At 74.0% G+C, this 19,480-nt stretch carries 16 protein-coding genes; 5 read left to right on the top strand and 11 right to left on the bottom strand.

Annotated features, from left to right (window positions below; genetic code table 11):
* Window positions 1–131: 131 nt before the first annotated feature.
* The 8 genes from DVR05_RS11400 to DVR05_RS11365 form a co-directional block, all read right to left on the bottom strand.
* Window positions 132–1,325: a 4-hydroxybenzoate 3-monooxygenase gene (locus DVR05_RS11400; RefSeq protein WP_116245829.1), complete on the bottom strand. Its 1,194-nt coding sequence runs from the start codon at window positions 1,323–1,325 to the stop codon at window positions 132–134.
* Window positions 1,322–2,473, bottom strand: coding sequence for a 3-oxoadipate enol-lactonase (pcaD, locus tag DVR05_RS11395; protein WP_116245828.1), 1,152 nt, complete (start codon window positions 2,471–2,473; stop codon window positions 1,322–1,324). Before pcaD ends, DVR05_RS11400 begins: the two co-directional genes overlap by 4 nt.
* A complete protein-coding gene (gene pcaB / locus DVR05_RS11390; RefSeq protein WP_116245827.1) occupies window positions 2,470–3,939 on the bottom strand; it encodes a 3-carboxy-cis,cis-muconate cycloisomerase in 1,470 nt (489 codons plus the stop codon). The genes pcaD and pcaB overlap by 4 nt, the downstream gene beginning before the upstream one ends.
* A complete protein-coding gene (gene pcaG / locus DVR05_RS11385) occupies window positions 3,936–4,496 on the bottom strand; it encodes a protocatechuate 3,4-dioxygenase subunit alpha (RefSeq protein ID WP_116245826.1) in 561 nt (186 codons plus the stop codon). Before pcaG ends, pcaB begins: the two co-directional genes overlap by 4 nt.
* Window positions 4,493–5,257 carry a protocatechuate 3,4-dioxygenase subunit beta gene (gene pcaH / locus DVR05_RS11380; RefSeq protein ID WP_116245825.1) on the bottom strand — a complete coding sequence of 255 codons (765 nt, stop codon included), beginning with the start codon at window positions 5,255–5,257 and terminating at the stop codon, window positions 4,493–4,495. Before pcaH ends, pcaG begins: the two co-directional genes overlap by 4 nt.
* A gap of 98 nt (window positions 5,258–5,355) precedes the next feature.
* Window positions 5,356–6,564: a thiolase family protein gene (locus DVR05_RS11375; RefSeq protein ID WP_116245824.1), complete on the bottom strand. Its 1,209-nt coding sequence runs from the start codon at window positions 6,562–6,564 to the stop codon at window positions 5,356–5,358.
* Window positions 6,561–7,208, bottom strand: coding sequence for a CoA transferase subunit B (locus tag DVR05_RS11370; protein ID WP_116245823.1), 648 nt, complete (start codon window positions 7,206–7,208; stop codon window positions 6,561–6,563). The genes DVR05_RS11375 and DVR05_RS11370 overlap by 4 nt, the downstream gene beginning before the upstream one ends.
* On the bottom strand, window positions 7,205–7,972 hold the full coding sequence (locus tag DVR05_RS11365) for a CoA transferase subunit A (protein ID WP_116245822.1): 768 nt from the start codon (window positions 7,970–7,972) through the stop codon (window positions 7,205–7,207). Before DVR05_RS11365 ends, DVR05_RS11370 begins: the two co-directional genes overlap by 4 nt.
* Window positions 7,973–8,104: 132 nt before the next feature.
* Between DVR05_RS11365 and DVR05_RS27895 the strand changes: the two genes are divergently transcribed.
* Complete coding sequence (locus DVR05_RS27895; RefSeq protein ID WP_116245877.1) at window positions 8,105–9,736, top strand: IclR family transcriptional regulator C-terminal domain-containing protein; 1,632 nt, start codon at window positions 8,105–8,107, stop codon at window positions 9,734–9,736.
* Window positions 9,737–9,927: 191 nt separating this feature from the next.
* Window positions 9,928–12,669 (top strand): SpoIIE family protein phosphatase/ATP-binding protein, encoded by a 2,742-nt coding sequence (locus DVR05_RS11355; RefSeq protein ID WP_116245821.1) that lies wholly within the window; start codon window positions 9,928–9,930, stop codon window positions 12,667–12,669.
* A 95-nt stretch (window positions 12,670–12,764) separates the two neighbouring features.
* Here the strand turns inward: DVR05_RS11355 and DVR05_RS11350 are convergent, their stop codons facing one another.
* The gene (locus DVR05_RS11350) at window positions 12,765–13,118 is read right to left on the bottom strand and encodes a hypothetical protein (protein ID WP_116245820.1); all 354 of its coding nucleotides are present in this window, start codon (window positions 13,116–13,118) and stop codon (window positions 12,765–12,767) included.
* Window positions 13,119–13,327: 209 nt separating this feature from the next.
* Here DVR05_RS11350 and DVR05_RS11345 point away from each other — a divergent pair, with 209 nt between their 5' ends.
* Both DVR05_RS11345 and DVR05_RS11340 read left to right on the top strand, forming a co-directional pair.
* Window positions 13,328–14,182, top strand: a complete 855-nt coding sequence (locus DVR05_RS11345; RefSeq protein WP_116245819.1) for a helix-turn-helix transcriptional regulator — start codon at window positions 13,328–13,330, stop codon at window positions 14,180–14,182.
* Window positions 14,179–14,370, top strand: coding sequence for a DUF397 domain-containing protein (locus DVR05_RS11340; protein WP_116245818.1), 192 nt, complete (start codon window positions 14,179–14,181; stop codon window positions 14,368–14,370). Before DVR05_RS11345 ends, DVR05_RS11340 begins: the two co-directional genes overlap by 4 nt.
* A gap of 82 nt (window positions 14,371–14,452) precedes the next feature.
* Here the strand turns inward: DVR05_RS11340 and DVR05_RS11335 are convergent, their stop codons facing one another.
* A complete protein-coding gene (locus tag DVR05_RS11335; RefSeq protein WP_116245817.1) occupies window positions 14,453–15,943 on the bottom strand; it encodes a benzaldehyde dehydrogenase in 1,491 nt (496 codons plus the stop codon).
* 239 nt (window positions 15,944–16,182) lie between these two features.
* On the opposite strand from DVR05_RS11335, the gene DVR05_RS11330 reads away from it, so the two are divergent.
* Window positions 16,183–18,042 (top strand): DNA/RNA non-specific endonuclease, encoded by a 1,860-nt coding sequence (locus DVR05_RS11330; protein WP_116245816.1) that lies wholly within the window; start codon window positions 16,183–16,185, stop codon window positions 18,040–18,042.
* Between the two features lie 4 nt (window positions 18,043–18,046).
* On the opposite strand, the gene DVR05_RS11325 is transcribed toward DVR05_RS11330, so the two are convergent.
* Entirely contained in the window at window positions 18,047–19,456 is a 1,410-nt protein-coding gene (locus tag DVR05_RS11325) for an MFS transporter (protein WP_116245815.1), read from the bottom strand.
* Window positions 19,457–19,480: the final 24 nt, after the last annotated feature.

Raw genomic sequence — 19,480 nt, 5'->3', positions numbered from 1 at the left:
CCGTGGGACGGGCGGCGGGACGGGGCCGCCGCCCGCCCGCCGCCCAGCCGTCCGCCCGGCGCAGCTCCCCAGCGCTCCGTCGCCCTCGTGCGGGGGCGCCCTGCGACGCGTGGGAGGGGAGGACCGGCCGGTCAGGTGAACGGCAGTCCGGTGTAGTTCTCCGCCAGGTCGGCCGCGGCGAAGGGCGAGGTGGCGACCCGGTCCAGCTGCGACAGCTGCAGGCGGGTGTCGAACCCCGACTGCGCCGGATCGGTGTGCAGGGTCGTGGTCATCAGGTACGAGAAGTGCTCCGCCCGCCACACCCGGCGCAGGCAGGTCGCCGAGTAGGCGTCCAACAGCGCCGCCGACCCGGTCGTGCGCAGGTGCGCGAACGCGCGGGCCAGGACGGTCACGTCGGAGACGGCCAGGTTGAGCCCCTTGGCGCCCGTGGGCGGCACGATGTGCGCGGCGTCCCCGGCCAGGAACAGACGGCCGTGCCGCATCGGCTCGGTCACCGAACTGCGCATCGGCAGCACCGCCTTGGCGGTGATCGGCCCCCGGTTCAGCCGCCACGTCCCGTCGGCGCCCAGGCGCGCGTCCAGCTCGTCCCAGATCCGCCCGTCCGGCCAGTCCGCCGGATCCGCGCCGCCCGGCACCTGGAGGTAGAGGCGGCTCACCGACGGCGAGCGCATGCTCGCCAGCGCGAAACCCCGGTCGGAGTGCGCGTAGATCAGCTCGTCGTAGGCGGGCGGGGCGTCGGCCGTGACCCCCAGCCACGAGTAGGGGTAGACGCGCTCGAAGGTGCGGCTCGCGCCCTCGGGGGCCGCCCGCCGGGCCACCCCGTGGTAGCCGTCGCAGCCCACCACGTAGTCGCAGGTGAGGGTGTGCTCCCGACCCCGGTGGGTGTAGCGGACGGCGCAGCGGTCGGTGTCGATCCCCTCCACCGCGTGGACGGGGGCCTCGAACAGCAGGGGCTCGCCGTCGGCCAGGCGCAGCGCGATCAGGTCCTTGACCATCTCCGTCTGGGCGTACACCCACACCCGGCGGCCCCCGGTCAGGGACGGGAAGTCGACGCGGTGGCCCCGGCCGTCGAAGCGCAGCTCGACGCCGTCGTGCGCGATCCCCTCCCGGTCCAGCCGGTCGGCGGCGCCCGCCTCGCGCAGCGTCTCCACCGTCCCCTGTTCCATGATCCCGGCGCGCTGGCGCCGTTCCACGTAGTCGCGGTCGCGGCTCTCCAGTACGACGCACTCGATCCCCGAGCGGTGCAGCAGCCGCGCCAGGAGGAGCCCGGCGGGGCCCGCTCCGACGACGGCGACGGTGGTGTGGCGGGGGTGGGACACGGTCACTCCTCGGTGAGGTCGGCCAGCACGCGCTGGGCGGTGGCGAAGGCGGAGTTGGCGGCGGGCACCCCGCAGTAGATCGCGGACTGCAGGATCACCTCGGCGATCTCGTCGGGGGTCAGGCCGTTGGCGAGGGCGGCGCGCACGTGCATCGCGAGCTCGTCGAGGTGGCCGCGCGCGACCAGGGCGGTCAGCGTCACGCAGCTGCGGGTGCGCCGGTCCAGTCCCGGGCGGGTCCAGATCTCCCCCCAGGCGTAGCGGGTGATGAGGTCCTGGAAGTCGGCGGTGAACGCGGTGGTGCGCGCCACCGCCCGGTCGACGTGCGCGTCGCCCAGGACGGCCCGCCGCACGGCCATCCCGGCGGCGTACCGTCCGCCGTCGGTGCCGGGGGACAGGTGACCGAGCAGGGCGGCGGTGACCGCCTCGGGCCGCTCGACCCCCGCCAGGTGGCCCGCGCCGCCGATCTCGGTCAGCTCCGCGCCGGGGATCCCGTCGGCGAGCGCGCGCCCGTGTTCGGGCGGGGTGGAGCGGTCCCCGCGTCCGGAGACGACGAGGGTCGGCACGCCGATGTCACCCAGGCGGTCCCGCAGGTCGTGGACGGCCAGCGCGTCGCAGCAGGCCGCGTAGCCCCCGGGGTCGGTGCGCTCCAGGTCGGCCAGCAGCCCCTTGCCCGCGAGCGTGTCGGCGGTGCCGGGGTCGGCGAACCAGCGCCCGGGGGCCGCGCCGAGCAGGGCGCCGGTCCCCTCGCGCCGCACCAGGTCGGCGCGCTCCCGCCACGCGGCGGGGTCGCCGAACCGCGCGGACGAGCACACCAGGGTCAGGGACGAGACCCGCTCGGGATGGTGGAGGGCCAGGTGGAGGCCGACGGCCCCGCCCAGGGAGACGCCCGCGTAGTGGAAGGCCGTCCAGCCCCGGGCGTCCGCCAGGTCGAGGACGAGGCGGGCCAGGTCGGCGACGGCGGCCCCGGAGCCCGGCAGGAGCGCGGCGGGCGATCCGCCGTGGCCGGGCAGGTCGTAGCGGGCGACCCGGTGGTCGCGGGCCAGGGCGGGCAGGTGGGGCTCCCACACGGACAGGGAGGTGCCCAGGGAGGGGCCGAGGATCAGCGGGGGCGCGCCCTCGGGTCCGTCGAGGCGGTGGTGGAGCGGGTCGGTCACGGGTTCTCCGTCAGGTGTTGGGGGCGTTCGTCGGGCGCACCGGTCTCACCCGGCCCCCGGGGATCGGCCAGGGCGCGGTCGACCAGGAGGGGCGCGGCGCCCAGGTAGGCGGCGGGATCGGTCAGGCCGGTGAGGGTCCCCTCCGGTGTCCCGGCCGGTTCGGGCAGGCCGCGCAGGGCCTCGGCCAGGGTCAGACCCTCCTCGGCCGCCCGGCGCGAGGCCCGGGTGAGCAGTTCCTTCGCCCGGGCGTGTCCGACCCGGGAGGCCAGGGCGGCGGCGATCCGCTCGGAGGTGATCCGTCCGCCGGTCAGGTCCAGGTTGGCCGCCATCCGGTCGGGGTCCACGCGCAGCCCGCCGACCAGTTCGGCGGTGTCGCGGGCGGCGCCGCCGACCAGGCGCAGGGCCTCGCGCAGGGGCTGCCACTCGGCGTGCCAGGCGCCCGCGTGGCGTTCGTCCTCACACGCCAGCCCGCTCAGCAGCACCGAGGCCAGCGCGGGCAGCTGGCGGGCGGCCGAGGAGACCAGGGCGGCCCGCACCGGGTTGGCCTTGTGCGGCATCGCCGAGGAGCCGCCTCCGGCGGCCTCGGCGACCTCGCCGATCTCGGTGCGCGACAGCACCAGCACGTCGGCGGCCACCTTGCCGAGCGCACCGCCGGTGAGGGCGAGCGCGGCGCCCAGGTCGGCGATCGGGGTGCGCAGCACGTGCCAGGGCAGGCGCGGTTCGGCCAGACCCGTCCGGTGCGCGTACGCGGCCAGCAGGCGAAGGCCCGTGTCGGGTGCGGGGTCGGGGGCGTACTCCGCGAACGCCGCCAGGGTCCCGGCGGCGCCGCCGAGCTGGACCGGTAGGGCGGCGCGGACGGCGGACAGCCGGTCGCGGGCGTCCAGCACCAGGTGGCGCCAGCCCGCCGCCTTCAGCCCGAAGGTGGTCGGCACGGCGTGCTGGGTGAGCGTGCGCCCCGCCACGGGGGTGTCGCGGTACCGGGCGGCCAGGTCGGCCAACGCCCGTTCGGCCCGGGCCAGGTCGGCCAGGACCGGGTTCAGCGCACGCGCCGCCACCAGCATGGCCGCGGTGTCCATGATGTCCTGGCTGGTGGCGCCCCGGTGCACGTAGGGCGCGTACTCCTCGCCCACGGCCGCCGTCAGGTCGGCGACCAGCGCGATCACCGGGTGGCCGTCCGCGCGGGCGCGCAACGCCAGGTCACGCGGGTCGAACCGGTCCGGGTCGGCGGCCTCGGCGACCGCCCGGGCGGCGGCGGTCGGGACCAGGCCCAGGTCGGCCTGGGCGGCGGTCAGGGCGGCCTCCGCGTCCAGCATCGCGGCGAGGAGGGCGGCGTCGCCCGTGGCGGCCTCGGCCGGCGACCCCGCCCGCCCCGGGGCGAGCAGACCGGTGTCGAGCGCGGCCGGGCCGGACGGGGCCGGGTCGGACGGGGCCGGACGGGACGGGTCGGTGCCGGTCGGATCGGTCACGGGAACTCCAGGAACACGGTCTCGCCCTCACCCTGGAGACGGATGTCGAAGCGGTGGACGCGCTCCGCGCCGGGTTCGGGCCGGGTGACGAGGGTGGCGCGCCGTTGCGGGGGCAGGGCGGCGAGCAGCGCGTCGGCGGGGTCGTCGACGAGGTAGGCGCGGGTGTACAGATGGTGCAGCAGGCCGCGGGCGAAGACCGCCACGCACACGTACGGCACCCCGCCGGGCGGCAGCGTCCGCACCAGCCAGTGGCCGTCGGCGTCTGTGGCGACCCGCCCGAACCCGGTGAAGTCCGCCCCGTGGCGGCCGACGACGCGGCCGGTCACCGCGTCGCGGCGCATCGACCCCGGAGCGCCGGTGCGCGAGCCGTCCGGCGCGGGCTGCCAGGTCTCCACGATCGCGTCCGGGACGGGCTCGCCGTCGCCGTCCAGGACCCGTCCGCGCAGGGTGAGCGCGTCCGGGTGGTGCGGGGGCGCCACGTCGCCGCCGCCGGTGAAGGGCAGGGCGTAGCCGAAGAACGGGCCGACGGTGTGCGAGGGCGTGGGCGCGGGGTTCATCGGGCCTCCTCCTCGTCCTCGGTCCAGGTGGCGGCCGGTCCGTCCAGGACGATGTCCCACCGGTAGCCCAGCGACCACTCGGGCACGGACAGGCCGTGGTCGTAGACCGCCACGAGGCGGTCGCGCGCGTCCTGGTCGGTCACGGACTGCAGGATCGGGTCGAAGGGCAGCAGCGGGTCGCCGGGGAAGTACATCTGGGTCACCAGTCGTTGCGTGAACGCCTCGCCGAACAGCGAGAAGTGGATGTGCGCGGGGCGCCAGGCGTTGGTGTGGTTGCGCCACGGGTAGGCGCCCGGGCGGATGGTGGTGAACGAGTACCGCCCCTCGTCGTCGGTCAGGCAGCGGCCGAACCCGGTGAAGTTGGGGTCCAGCGGCGCCGGGTGCTGGTCGCGCTGGTGGGCGTAGCGGCCGGAGGCGTTGGCCTGCCAGACCTCCACCAGCTGCCCGCGCACCGGTCGGCCCCGCCGGTCCAGCACGCGGCCGGTGACGGTGATGCGCTCACCGAGCGGTTCGCCCGGGTGGTGCCGGGTCAGGTCCCGGTCGAGGTCGGTGACGTCGGTGACGCCGAAGGCAGGTCCGGTCAGTTCGACCGCCTCGGGGTCGCGGACCGGGATCAGCGGGTGGGTCGGGTGGCGCAGGGCGCTGCCGCGGTAGGGCGGGAAGTCGCGCGGGGGGTGGTCGCCGCCGGGGGCGGCGGCCCGGGCCTTGGCGATCTCGGTGTCGATGGCGGACTGGGCGAGGTCGGGTGGCAGTGCGGTCATCTCGGTGCTCCCTGGAGAGGAGGGGTGCTGGAGCCGGGGCTCTCCGCTGCGGTGGTGGGCGACGGGCGGGCCGGAGCGAGGGCCCGAAGGGACACGGTCTAGCGTTCGAGGGCGAGGGCCAGGCCCTGGCCGACGCCGACGCACAGGGCGGCGACCCCGGTGCCGCCTCCGGCCTCGGCGAGCTGGTGGGCGACGGTCCCGGCCAGGCGGGCGCCGGAGGCGCCCAGCGGGTGCCCGAGGGCGATGGCGCCGCCGCGCGGGTTGAGGACCGCCCGGTCGAACTCGGGCCACTCGGCCAGGCAGCCGAGGACCTGGGCGGCGAAGGCCTCGTTGAGTTCGAGCACGTCCACGTCGGCGAAGGAGCGCCCCGCCCGCGACAGCGCGCGGGTGACCGCCTCGACGGGGCCGAGCCCGAACCAGTGCGGTTCGACGGCGCTGACCGCGCTGGCCGAGATCCGGGCGAGCGGTTCGCGTCCGGTGGCGCGCACCCCCTCCTCGTCGGCGAGCAGCAGGGCGGCGGCGCCGTCGTTGAGCGGGGAGGAGTTGCCCGCCGTCACCGTGCCGCCCTCGGGCCGGAACGAGGGCCGCAACCGCGCCATCGCCTCCGGCGACGCGTCCGGCCGCACGCTCTCGTCGCGGTCGACCGTGACCGCCTCGCCCCGCCTTCGGGGCACCCGGACGGGCACGATCTCGGCGTCGAACAGCCCCCGCTCCTGGGCGGCGGCCGCCCTGCGGTGGCTCTCCAGCGCGAACTCGTCCTGCCGCTCACGGGTGATGCCGTGCCTGTCGGCGATGAGTTCGGCGGACTCGCCCAGCGGCACCGTCCACTCCGGTTCCATCCTCGGGTTGACCATCCGCCAGCCCAGGGTCGTGGAGTACAGCTCGGCGTGGCCCGCGGGGAAGGCGCGTTCGCTCTTGGGCAGCACGTAGGGTGCCCGGGTCATCGACTCCACCCCTCCGGCGACCAGGGCGGAGGCGTCGCCCAGGGCGATGGCGCGGGCCGCCTGGACCACGGCCTCCAGCCCGGAGGCGCACAACCGGTTGACGGTCACCCCCGGTACCGAGGTGGGCAGACCGGCCAGCAGCGCGGCCATCCGCCCCACGTTGCGGTTCTCCTCACCCGCGCCGTTGGCGTTGCCGAGGTGGACGTCGCCGATCCGGGCCGGGTCCAGATCGGGGGTGCGCTCCAGCAGCGCGCGGACGGTGTGCGCGGCCAGGTCGTCGGGGCGCACGGCCGCGAGCGCACCGTCGTAGCGGCCCACGGGGGTGCGCACGGCGTCGACGACGTAGACGTCCCTGGTCTTCACGCCGAGACCCCCTCGTCGACGCGGACCCGCGCCCCGGTACGGGAGACGAGTTCCCCGGCGGTGACCCCGGGAGCGGTCTCGACGAGGGCGAGCCCGTCGTCGGTCACGTCCAGGACGCCCAGGTCGGTGATGATCCGGTCGACGCAGGCGCGGCCGGTCAGGGGGAGCGTGCACTCCTCGACGATCTTGGGGCTCCCGTCCCTGGCCGTGTGCGCCGTGGTGACGATGACGCGGCGGGCGCCGTGCACCAGGTCCATCGCGCCGCCGATGCCGGTGACCAGTTTCCCGGGCACCGACCAGTTGGCGAGGTCGCCGCGGGCGGAGACCTGCATGGCGCCGAGCACGGCGGTGTCGACGTGGCCGCCGCGGATCATCGCGAACGACAGCGCGGAGTCGAAGAAGGCGGCGCCGGGCAGGACGGTGACCGTCTCCTTGCCCGCGTTAATCAGGTCGGGGTCGACCTCGTCCTCCCGCGGGTAGGGGCCGGTGCCCAGGATGCCGTTCTCCGACTCCAGCACCACCTCCACCCCCGGCGGCAGGTGGCCCGGGATCAGGGTGGGCAGCCCGATGCCGAGGTTGACGTACTCGCCGTCGCGCAGCTCGCGCGCGGCGCGGGCGGCGATCTGCTCGCGTGTCCAGCTCATCGGGTGGTCCCCTCCGTCACGGTGCGCTTCTCGATGTACTTCTCGGCCGCCTGCTCGGGGGTGAGCTCCACGACCCGCTGCACGAACACCCCGGGCAGGTGCACGTGGTCGGGGTCGATCGCGCCCGGTTCGACCAGCTCCTCCACCTCGGCGACGGTGACGCGTCCGGCCATGGCCGCCAGCGGGTTGAAGTTGCGGGCGGCGCGGCGGAAGACGAGGTTGCCGTGCCGGTCCCCCCTGGCGGCCCGGACCAGGGCGAAGTCGGTGGTGATGGCGTGCTCCAGCACGTGGGGGACGCCGTCGAAGCCGCGGACCTCCTTGGGCGGGGAGGCGACGGCCACCCCGCCCGCTCCGTCGTAGCGCCAGGGCAGGCCGCCGTCGGCGACCTGGGTGCCGACCCCGGCCGGGGTGTAGAAGGCGGGGATGCCGCTGCCGCCCGCGCGCAGCCGTTCGGCGAGCGTTCCCTGGGGGATGAGTTCGAGCTCCAGTTCGCCCGCCAGGTACTGCCGGGCGAACTCCGCGTTGGAGCCGATGTAGCTGCCGGTGACCCGGCTGATCCGGCCCGCGGACAGCAGAACGGCCAGACCGGTGCCCAGGGCGCCGCAGTTGTTGGACACGACCGCCAGACCGGTGGCGCCGTGGTCGAGCAGGGCGCGGATGAGGACCGTCGGGACGCCGCTGACGCCGAAGCCGCCGACCGCGATCGAGGCGCCGTCGGGGACGTCCGCCACCGCCTCCGCGGCCGTGGCCACCACCTTGTCCATCCGTTCCCACCCTCTGTTGTTCGCTTAGTGAACTAAAGTTCATTTATGAACCGCTGTGAGTGTCGCCGGACGGCCGTAGGTGTGTCAAGTCCCGGTAGCGTTCGATCGGAACGAGGAACAGTGGAGGTCCGCATGCAGGTCAGCGCGACGACGCCCGGCAGGGCCGCCGGGGAGTCCGTGGCCACCCTGGAACGGGGGCTGGCCGTCGTACGGGCGCTCACGGCGGCCCCGTCGACGCGCATGCGCCGAAGCGACCTGGTCCGCTCGACCGGACTGGCCAGAGCCACCGTCGACCGGGTCACCCGCACCCTCGCCCACCTCGGCTACCTGCGGATCGAGGACCAGGACGCCGTGCTCGCCCCGCGCCTGAGCGAACTCGGCAACGCCTACCTCGCCGCCGATCCGCTGACCGACGCGGCCGACGCCCCCGTCCTGCGCCTGGCCGACGAACTCGACGAGTCGGTGTCGGTGTGCGTCCCCGACGGCGACGGCGCGCGCTTCGTCATCCAGTGCCCGCGGCGGCGCGCCATGGCGGTCACCTTCCACGTCGGCGACCTGCTGCCCGCCGAACGCTGCGCGCCGGGAGCCCTCTTCGCCGCCGACTGGGACGAGGGCACCTGGCGCCGCCACCGCGAGCGCGTCGCCGCCGACCCGGCCGCGGACCGGGGCGACGTCGCGGTCCGCGCCGCCCGCGCGCGGCGCTCGGGGTGGGCCGTGGACGACCAGCTCGTCGAACCCGGACTGGTCGCCGTCGCGGTGCCGGTGCACCGGGCCGACGGCCGGGTCCGGTGCGCGGTGAGCGTCGTCAGCCACACCAGCCGCCACACCGCCGACAGCCTCGCCGAGCACGCGCTGCCCCGGCTGCGCGCGTGCGCCGACACCATCACCGAGGCCCTGGCCGGGCGCGTGCCCGAACCCTCCCAGACGACCCCGCCGCGGCTGCGCGCCGACGCCCTGCGCGCGGCCAAGGAGGAGCTGGGGGCAGACTTCCTCCAGTCGCTGGCCCGGGGCCTGGCGGTCCTGACCTGCCTGCGCGCCCCCGGCGGACGCACCCTGAGCGAGGTCGCCGAGGCCACCGGCCTGGCTCGGGCCACCGCCCGCCGCTCCCTGCTCGCGCTGGCCCAGCTGGGCTACGTCGCCACCGTCGGCGAACGCCGCTTCACCCTGACGCCCCGCGTCCTGGAACTGGGCCACGCGCCGCTGTCCCGGCTCACCTTCGAGCGGATCGCCACCCCCCACCTGGCCGACCTGGTGCGCCGGGTCCACGACTCGGCGTCGGTGTCCGTGCTCGACGGCGACGACATCCGCTACGTGGCGCGCGTGGCCACCACCCGCATCATCGGCGTGGACCTGGGGGTGGGCACCCGCCTGCCCGCCCACCCCACGTCGATGGGTCGGGTCCTGCTGGCCGGGCTAGCGCCGGAGGACCTCGCCGACCGGCTCGACCGCGCCGCGCCCGAGCCGCTCACGCGTCGTACCCGCACCTCACCCGAGGACCTCGCGGCCGCCGTGGAGGAAGCCCGAAGATCCGGATACGCCCTGGTCGACCAGGAGCTGGAGGACGGCCTGTGCTCGATCGCGGTGCCCGTCCGCGACCGGTCCGGGCGCGTCGTGGCCGCCGTGAACGTCGCCGCGCACGCCGCCCAGCGGGGCGCGGACTCCCTGCGCGAGGAGGTCCTGCCCGACCTGCGGGAGGCGGCCGGTCGGATCGAGGTCGACTTGGCCGCGGCGAGCGAGCGCAACCCCGGGGCGCTGCCGCGCTGACCCGCCCCCGCCCCGTCTCCGGACGGCCTGGTTTTCCGTAGGCGGCCGACCGGCGGCACCGGATGGATCGCGGGCCGTCCCGGGGCGGGTGAGCAGGTGGAACGACGAGTGAGTACTGCGACGGGTGATTAGTGGGGATATTGGCGGTGATGGAGGTACAAGGGCGTCCGATCCTGTAGGGGCGATGTGTCATGCCGCGGTTCAGTCCACGTGTCCTGTGGGTCCGCAGTGACGGCAGACCCCGTTTCAGGGCGGGCGCGCCCAGCGTCGCCGGTCAGATGTTCGTCCTCCAACTGCTGGTCGTGGTGGTGCTGGTCGCCCTGGGGGCGGTGGCCCTGGTGCTGCAGAGCCGCTACGACAGCGAACGGGGGGCGAGCGCCCGGTCGCTGGCCGTCGCCGAGACCTTCGCGCGGGCGCCGGGCATGGTGGAGGCCCTGGAGTCCCCCGACCCGTCGGCGGTGCTGCAGCCGCTCGCCGAGCGGGCCCGGGAGCGGTCGCGTGTCGACTTCATCGTGGTGATGACCCCGGAGGGCACCCGGTACACCCACCCGAACCCGGAGCGCATCGGGGAGACCTTCATCGGCACCATCGGGCCCGCCGCCGCCGGAGGGATCGTCACCGAGACCTACACCGGCACCCTCGGCCCCTCCGTGCGGGCCGTGGTCCCCGTCACCGCGGAGGACGGCGAGGTGGTGGGCCTGGTGTCCGCCGGGGTCACCCTGGAGAGGATCGGCGCGACCGCCGCGAAGCAGCTGCCCCTCCTGATCGGCGGAGCGGCGGCCGTGCTCGTCCTCGCGACGGTCGGGTCGGCGCTGATCGGCCGCCGGCTGCGGCACCAGACGCACGGTCTGGGGCCGACCGAGATGACCAGGATGTACGAGCACCATGACGCGGTCCTGCACTCCGTCAAGGAGGGCGTCCTGATCACCGACGGGGACGGTCGCCTGGTGCTCTCCAACGACGAGGCGGACCGGCTGCTCGGACTGCCCCCGGACGCCGCCGGCCGGCACGTCGACGATCTCGGCCTCCCCGAGTCCGTGTCCGCGCTGCTGGTCTCCGGGCGCGTCGCCACCGACGAGGTGCACCCCGCCGGGGACCTGCTGTTGGCCGTCAACCAGCGGACCACGGACCTGCGGGGAGGGCCGCCGGGCAGCGTCATGACGCTCCGGGACGCCACGGAGCTGCGCGTGCTGTCCGAACGGGCCGAACTGGCCAGGAAGCGCCTCAAACTGCTGTACGACGCCGGAGGGGGCATCGGCACCACACTGGACGTGCGGCGCACCGCCGAGGAGCTGGCCCAGGTGGCCGTCCCCCGGTTCGCCGACTTCATCGCCGTCGACCTGCCGGATCCCGTGCTGCGGGGGGAGGAACCCGGTCCCACCAGTACCGTCGTGCGTCGGGTCGCCCTCCGCGGCGTTCGGGACGACCCGCCGCTCTACCCGGTGGGGGAGCTGATCGAGTTCGTGCCCTCCACCCCGCAGGCGAAGGGTCTCGGCGGCGGGGAGGCCGTGCTGCTGCCCGATCTGACCGACGCCCCCGCCTGGCAGGCCCAGGACCCCGAGCGCGCGGAAAGGATCGTCGGGTACGGGATCCACTCGCTCATCTCGGTCCCGTTGCGTGCGCGGGGGAGTCTGCTCGGAACGGTCACCTTCCTCCGTTCGCGCAGGCCCGCCCCCTTCGACGAGGACGACCTGTCCCTCTCGGTGGAGTTGGCGGCCCGCGCGGCGATCTGCATCGACAACGCCCGCCGCTACACCCGCGAACACACCATGGCGGTGACGCTGCAACGCAGCCTGCTCCCCCGGGGGCTGCCCGAGCAGAGCGCCTTCGACGTCGCCCACCGCTATCTGCCCGCGCAGGCCGGGGAAGCGGGCGGGGACTGGTTCGACGTCATCCCGCTGTCCGGCGCGCGCGTGGCGTTGGTCGTCGGCGACGTCGTCGGTCACGGGATGCACGCCGCCGCCACGATGGGCCGGTTGCGCACCGCCGTCCACAACTTCTCGACCCTGGACCTGCCGCCGGACGAACTCCTGGCGCGGATCGACGAGTTGGTCACCCGCATCGACCTGGAGGAGTCCGAGTCCGCCGCGCTCGACGGCGTCCCAGACCAGGCCGTCACCGACGGTCTGGTCGGAGCCACCTGCCTGTACGCCGTCTACGACCCGATCTCCGGACGTTGTGTCCTGGCGCGCGCCGGTCACCCGCTGCCCGCGCTGGTCGGCCCCGACGGCGACGTGACCTTCCCCGAGCTGCCCGCCGGGCCGCCCCTGGGCCTGGGCGGCCTGCCCTTCGAGTCCCAGGAGCTGCTCCTGCCGGAGGGCGGCCAACTGGTCCTGTACACCGACGGGCTGTTGGAGAACCGTGACCGGGACATCGGTTCCGGCCTCACCCGGCTGCGCCGGACGCTGGCCGCCACCGCCGGTCGGGCACCGGACGAGGCCTGCCGGGAGGTCTTCGGCTCGCTGCTGACCGACCGGCCGCAGGACGACGTCGCGCTACTCATCGCCCGCGCACGCAGGCTGCCCCAGGACCGGGTCGCCGACTGGGACGTGCCCACGGACCCCGCGGCCGTCGCCCCCCTTCGCGCCTCCGTCACCCGGCAGCTGACCGCCTGGGAGTTGGACGAGAGCGTGTTCGTCACCGAGCTGATCCTCAGTGAGCTGGTCACCAACGCCATTCGCTACGGCCGCGGTCCGATCCGGGTCCGACTGATCTACGACCGCTCCCTGATCTGCGAGGTCTCCGACGCCGCGAGCACGGCCCCGCACCTGCGTTACGCCGCCAGCACGGACGAGGGCGGCCGCGGCCTGTTCCTCGTCGCCCAGCTCGCCGAGCGCTGGGGGACCCGCTACACCGCCGAGGGCAAGGTCATCTGGGCCGAACAGTCCCCGGACGGCCGACAGTCGGAAGGGGCGTGGCTGGACGTGGTGTAGGCGGGGTTCGCGGAGAGCCGGACCCACCGCGTTCCGCCTCCGGGCGTCGGGGAGGTCGCGGGCGCCCCGGCCTCCTGGTGGGGACGCCCGCGCGGTCAGCCCCGACCCGGGGCGAGCAGACGGGTGACGAGCGAGGCGAGCTGGAGGGCGGTCGTGCCGGGCTCGCTCTCGTCGTCGGCGTTCAGGGACCACTCGGCGCTGCGGTCCTCGCGCAGGTCGAGTTCGACGTTGAAGCCACTCGTGGGGTGGTGGACGTCGAGGTGGCCGTGGTCGTCGGCGGAGACGGTGACGTCCAGTCCGGCGGCGGCGAGGAGGTCGGCCACGGTCTGGACGTAGCGGTCGAACTGGTCGTCGGAGAGCAGTTCGGGGGTCTCGGCGTCGATGGAGGTGTCGACGCCGTTCCACTCCTTGGGAAGAATGGGGGCTGGGAGTACGCGGACTTCGTTCATCGGGGTCCCCTCTCCGGTAAGGCACTGCCCGGAGCGTCAACGAGGGCCGAATCTCATCTGACCGCTCCGGGCAGTGGTCTGTTCGGAGCAGACCGGAGGCGCTCTCACACCACGGTTGCTCCGCGTGATCTTTGCTCACTTGCTGCAATACTGAACGCCCAATAGGATGCTGTCAATATCTTAGGAAAGTTTGACAACGAGGAGTTCGGATGGCGCGATCGGGCAGGGCCACGTTGCGGGCTCAGTGGCTGGGCAAGCTCCTGAAGGAACTCCGCCTTGAGAACGACATGACGCTCAAGGATGTCGGTGAGCACGTCCGCCGTAACTTCACCTGGGTCAGCCGGGTCGAGTCGGGGACCAGACCTATCCCCCAGCCCGAGCTGCTCGCCCTGATGGACCTGTACGGGGTGGAGGGCCAGCACCAGCGCGAGGCGCTGTTGCAGTTGGGAGCGGAGCAGACCAAGACCGGCTGGTGGGACAAGTACTCCCGCGATGCCGCCGACTGGTTCATCGACTACGTGTGGTTGGAGAGCCGTGCCCGCAGTATCCACGCCTTCGACGCCGCGCCCATCAACGGTCTTCTCCAAACCCCCGAGTACGCCGAAGCGCTCATGCGCGCCGTGAACCCCACGGACTCCGCATCGCAGATCGAACGGGGCGTCGAGTTGCGTATGATCCGCCAACGCATCCTGGAGGGCGACGAGCCCACGGAACTTCACGTTCTCATGGACGAGGCCGCGCTCAGGCGGGTTGTCGGAGGCAGGGAGGTGATGCGGGCACAGCTTCGCCATCTCTTGGAGCGAGCCGAAGAACCGCACATCGAGGTGCGGGTCATCCCCTTCGACCGCGGTGCCCTCGCCAGCCCTGACGGAGGGTTTCGCCTGATCAAGATGGATGACCCCTTCCCCGTCGTCGGCTACACGGTGAGTCCGGCCGGTGGCCTCTACCTGGAAGCCGCGGGCGCGGACCAGTTGGTGGCCAGCTACGATCGGCTGCGCGTGGCCAGTCTGTCCCCGGCTGAGTCCGCCGAGATGGTCGCGTCGATCGAGAGGGAGCTGCGATGAAGCATGATGAGTCCGCCGTGTCCGGCTGGAGAATCAGCAGCTACAGCCCGGACGGTGGGAAGAGCTGTGTGGAGGTCGGCTGGGTCCGGCACGCCGCCGCCGTTCGGGATTCGACCCAGCGCGACCTCGGGTACCTCACCTTCGACTCCCAGGCGTGGGCGGCACTGACGAGCACCCTCAAGCCGTAGGCGTGTGCGGGCCTGTGGCCCCGTACCGGGTCGCGACGAGGGGACCGGGCCGGGGCCGTGCCGGGAGCGGGCGGACGCGGGGTCAGAACGGATAGACGGCGGCCCGGCTCCGCACGGTGATCCACCGGGTCTCGGTGAACGCCTCGACGTTGGCGGTGGGGCCGCCGAACCGGCCGACCCCGGAGGCGCCGATCCCGCCGAACGGCGCGGTCGCCTCGTCGTTGACCGTCTGGTCGTTGATGTGCGCCATCCCCGAGGGGATCCGCTCGGCCAGGGCCAGCCCCCTGCCCACGTCGGCGGTGGTGATGCCCAGGCTCAGCCCGTACTCGCTGTCGGCGGCCAGTTCGGCCGCCTCGTCCAGGGTGTCGAAGGCCAGCACCGGGGCGACCGGGCCGAACACCTCCAGCGCGTAGGCGGGCATGTCCGCGGTGACGTCGGCCAGCACGGTCGGCCGGTAGCACAGCCCCTCGTGGGTGCCGCCCGCGGCCAGCCGGGCACCCGCCCTCACCGAGGCGACGACCAGGTCGTGCACCCGCTCCAACTGCCGGTGGTCGATGATCGGGCCCAGCGCGACGTCCCCGGTCGCCGGGTCGCCGACCGGCAGCGCCTCCGCCCTGGCGGCGAGCCGCTCCACGTACTCCCCGACCAGGCTGGAGTGCACCAGGTGGCGGCCCGAGGACATGCAGATCTGGCCCGAGTGCAGGAACGAGCCCCACGCGCCCAGGCCGACGGCGGCGTCCAGGTCGGCGTCGTCGAGCACGACGAACGCCGAGTTGCCGCCCAGCTCCAGGTGGGCGCGCTTGAGGTGGCGGGCGGCGAGCTCGCCCACGGCGCGGCCCGCCGCCGTGGAGCCGGTGAAGGAGACGACCCGCACGCGGGGATCGGTCACCAGGGCCCGTCCGGCGTCGGCGCCGCCGGGCAGCACGTGCAGCACGCCCTCGGGCAGCCCGGCCCCCTCGAAGATCCGCGCGATCGCCACCCCCGCGCACACCGACGTACGGGGGTCGGGTTTGAGGACCACCGCGTTGCCCAGCGCCAGGGCCGGGGCGACCGAGCGCATCGCCAGGATCAGCGGGAAGTTGAACGGCGCGATCACCCCGACGACGCCGACCGGCACCCTCCGGGTCATGGACAGCCGGTCCTGCTCGGTGGGCAGCAGCTCTCCCGGCGGCGCCGAGGCCAGCGCGGCCGCCTCCTCGCACTCGCGGACGGAGCCGGACAGTTCGACGTCGGCCTTGGCCCGGACCGACCCGGACTCGCGGACCAGCCAGTCCCGGACCTGGTCGGTGTGGCGTTCCAGGAGTTCCCCGGCGCGCCGCAGCACCCGGGCCCGTTCACGGTGGGGCAGGGCGGCCCAGTCGCGCTGGGCGCGGGCGGCCCGCTCGGCGGCCCGGGCGACGTCGGCGGGCGCGGCCAGGCCGATCCGGCCGAGTTCGGCGCCGGTGGCGGGCTCGGTGACGGGGGCGTCGTCGTCGGCGTCGCGCCACCCGTCGCTGAAGACGCGCCCGGTCCAGATCTTCGGATCGAGCGGGTCGGGGGTCTGGGGGGTGTCGGTCGCCGGGCTCGTGGTCATACGGGGGGCTCCTGGGGTCGATTCGGGTGGGGCGTCGTGGTGATACCCCGTTGGGAGCCCGGACCGACATCCGCGGCGCGACTGCTCGCCTACCGGGCGCTGGTCCGGCCTGGCGAGACAGTGACTCACTTATGTCTTATTTGTGTAGAAATGCCCCTTTTCTCGGGTTTAGCCTGGTGGAGGCGAGTCAGGGAGACCCGCGCGGATCCCGCACATCGGTTCGGGGAGGGGATCCTTCCATGTCCGCCGAGAAGAAGGACACACCGCCCGCGGCCGTTCCCGACCAGAGCGAACTCATCGCCGCCCTCAAGAAGTTCATCCGGATCCACGGAGAGGACTACCTGCGGGATCCGAACGTGACGTCCGTCGGCATCGCCCACAAGACCAGGGACGGTGAGGACGAGGGCGGGGTCGCGCTCCAGTTCACGGTCGACAGGAAGGCCCAACCGGAGGAACTGGAGGCGCTGGGCACGAAGAAGCTCCCGGAGTCGGTCACCGTGGACGGCGTCGAGGTGCCCACGGACGTGCTCCAGCGCAGCTACGAGCCGCAGTTCCGGGTCGTGGCCGAGACCGAGAGCCCGCCCCGCCGCAGACGCCTCGACCCCGCCCAGCCCGGCGTGAGCGTCGGGCACGTGGACGTCTCGGCGGGCACCATCGGCTGCGTCGTCTTCGACCGGCACGACGGCACCCCCTACGTCCTGAGCAACTGGCACGTGCTGCACGGGGCGTCCGGTGAGGTGGGCGACGACATCGTGCAGCCGGGCCGGGCCGACGACCCCCACGTCGACCGCAACCGGCTCGGCAGGGTGGAACGCTCCCACCTGGGCTTCGCCGGGGACTGCGCGATCGCCACGGTCGAGGACCGCCGTTTCGACCCGGACATCCTCGACCTCGGCGTCGCGCCGGAGGAGCTGGGCGAGCCGGAGCTCGGCGACACGGTGGTCAAGAGCGGCCGGACGACCGGTGTGACGCACGGTGTGGTCCGCAGCCCCTTCAAACTCGCCCAGGTCCACTACCCGGGGGTGGGGCCGCAGAACATCCTCGGCTTCGAGATCGGCGTCGACCCCGACCACCCGCCCGAGGGCGGGGAGGTCAGCCTGGGCGGCGACTCGGGGTCGGTGTGGATGTTCACCGACCGCGACGGCCGCCCGAGCGGGGTCCTGGCTGGCCTGCACTTCGCCGGCGAGGGCAGGGGGGACCCGGACGAGCACGCCCTGGCCTGCCTCCCCCTCCAGGTCTTCGAGGAGCTGGGGATCACCCTGCGGCCGCCCGTTCCCGAGGCCGTGGAGGCCCTGGAGGGGTACAACCCCAACTTCCTGGGCGCGCGTGTGCCCGTCCCGCGGGCCGACCCCAGGATCAGGCACGACCTGTTCCTGTTCGATGACTCCGAGACCATCCCCTACACCCATTTCTCACTGGCGTTGAGCAGGTCGCGCCGCCTCGCCCTCTGGGTGGCCTGGAACATCGACGGCGGTGCGCTCAAGAGGCTCAGCCGCAGGGGGATCCCCTTCGCCAAGGACCCGCGGATCCCGGACGAGGCCCAGACCGGCAACGAGCTGTACAAGGCCAACCCGATCGACCGGGGACACCTGGCGCGCCGGGCCGACCTGCTCTGGGGCGGTCCGGCCGAGGCGAAGAAGGCCAACGCGGACTCGTTCTTCTACACCAACATCGCTCCGCAGATGGACGACTTCAACCAGAGCAGCAGGGACGGGCTCTGGGGGCGGCTGGAGGACGCCGTGTTCGCCGACGCCGACGTCGACGACCTGCGGGTGAGCGTGTTCGCCGGGCCGGTCTTCCAGAGCGACGACCGGGTGTACCGGGGGGTCCGGATCCCGCGCGAGTACTGGAAGGTCATCTCCTTCCGCGAGCACGGCGAGCTCAGGGCGACGGCGTTCCTGCTGACGCAGAACCTCGACCAGCTGGAGGCGCTGGAGCTGGACGAGTTCCGCGTGTTCCAGGTGGTCCTGAGCGAGGTGGAGGAGCGCTGCCGCCTCCGTTTCCCGGAGGCCCTGCACGAGGCGGAGAGGCTGGTCGTGCCCGAGGCGCTGGCGGAGCGGGCTCCCCTGGCAAGCCTGTCCGAGATCCGCTGGGGCTGACGGGTCAGCGCGCGTCGATGTCGGTGAGGTCGCGGCGGCCCGTCTCCCCGGCGAACCAGATGGCGGCGGCGCTGGCCAGCCCGGCGGCCACGAGCATCCACGAGACGCCGTGCGTGGCGGTGCCGCCACCCGCGGCGGTGAGTGCGGACGTGGCGATCATCGGGCTGAGCCCCGCCCCGAGGACGGTCGCCGTCTGGTAGCTCACCGAGGCGCCGGTGTAGCGCAGGTGGGTGTCGAACATCTCGGCCAGCAGGGCGGCCATCGGCGCGTACATGGCGGTGACCGCGACGGACTGGGCGAGGACCGTGCTCGCGATCAGTCCGACGGCACTGCCGGTGTTCACCAGCCAGAACGCGGGGAAGGCGGTGGCCGCCACGGCCAGGGCACCGCCGAGGTAGACGGGCCTGCGACCGACCCGGTCCGACAGACGGGCGTAGAGCGGGGTGAGGACGATGGCCAGGGTCGAGGAGACGACCACGGCGGTCAACGCGGCGGACCGGTCGTAGCCGATGCCGATGGCGTAGGAGATGACGAAGGCGGAGAACACGCCCTGGGCGGCGAACGGGGCGATCCCCGCCACCACCGCCAGCAGCAGGTTCCTCGGCCGGGTGAGCAGGACCTCCAGGAGGGGGAGGCGGACGCGCGCGGGCCCGGAGGGCACGGGGGCGGCCTCGGCCCGGGCGAACACCGGGCTCTCGCTGATCCGCAGCCGGACGAACAGCCCGACCCCGATCAGCGCCGCACTGGCCAGGAACGGGACGCGCCACCCCCAGGACAGGAACTGCTCGTCGGGCAGCAGCCCGGCCAGGGCCAGGGCGAGGGTGGCCAGCACCGCCCCGGTGGGGGCGCCCATCTGGGTGACGCCGCCCCAGACCCCGCGGCTGCCTGGCGCCGCGTGTTCGACGGTCATCAGGGCCGCCCCGCCCCACTCGCCGCCGACCGCGACGCCCTGCACGACGCGCAGCGCCACCAGGACCACCGGCGCGGCCAGTCCGATGCGCTCGTAGGTGGGCAGCACGCCGATCAGGGTGCTGGCCGCGCCCATGAGGATCATCGTGGTGAGCAGCATCCGTTTGCGGCCGAGCCGGTCGCCGAAGTGGCCGAAGACCACCCCGCCGAGCGGGCGGGCGACGTACCCGGCGGCCAGGGTGCCGAAGGAGGCGATCACGCCGACCAGCGGATCGAGGTCGGGGAAGAACAGGGGACCGAACACCAGCGCCGCGGCGGTGCCGTAGAGGAGGAAGTCGTACATCTCCACGGTGGTGCCGAGGTAGCTGGACAGGGCGACGCGGCGGATCTCGCGCGGGTCGGACCGGGGGTCGGACCGGGGGTCGGACCGGGGGTCGGACCGGGGGTCGGACCGGGGGTCGGACCGGGGGTCGGGCGGTGGAACCGGAGGGGTGGAGGAGGTCATGGGGGAGTCGTCCTCTCGTGGGCG

Source organism: Nocardiopsis sp. FIRDI 009 (assembly GCF_003386285.1).
Lineage (GTDB): Bacteria > Actinomycetota > Actinomycetes > Streptosporangiales > Streptosporangiaceae > Nocardiopsis.
The sequence above is the reverse complement of the archived record's forward strand: the minus strand, read 5'-3'. Positions and strand labels throughout refer to the sequence as shown.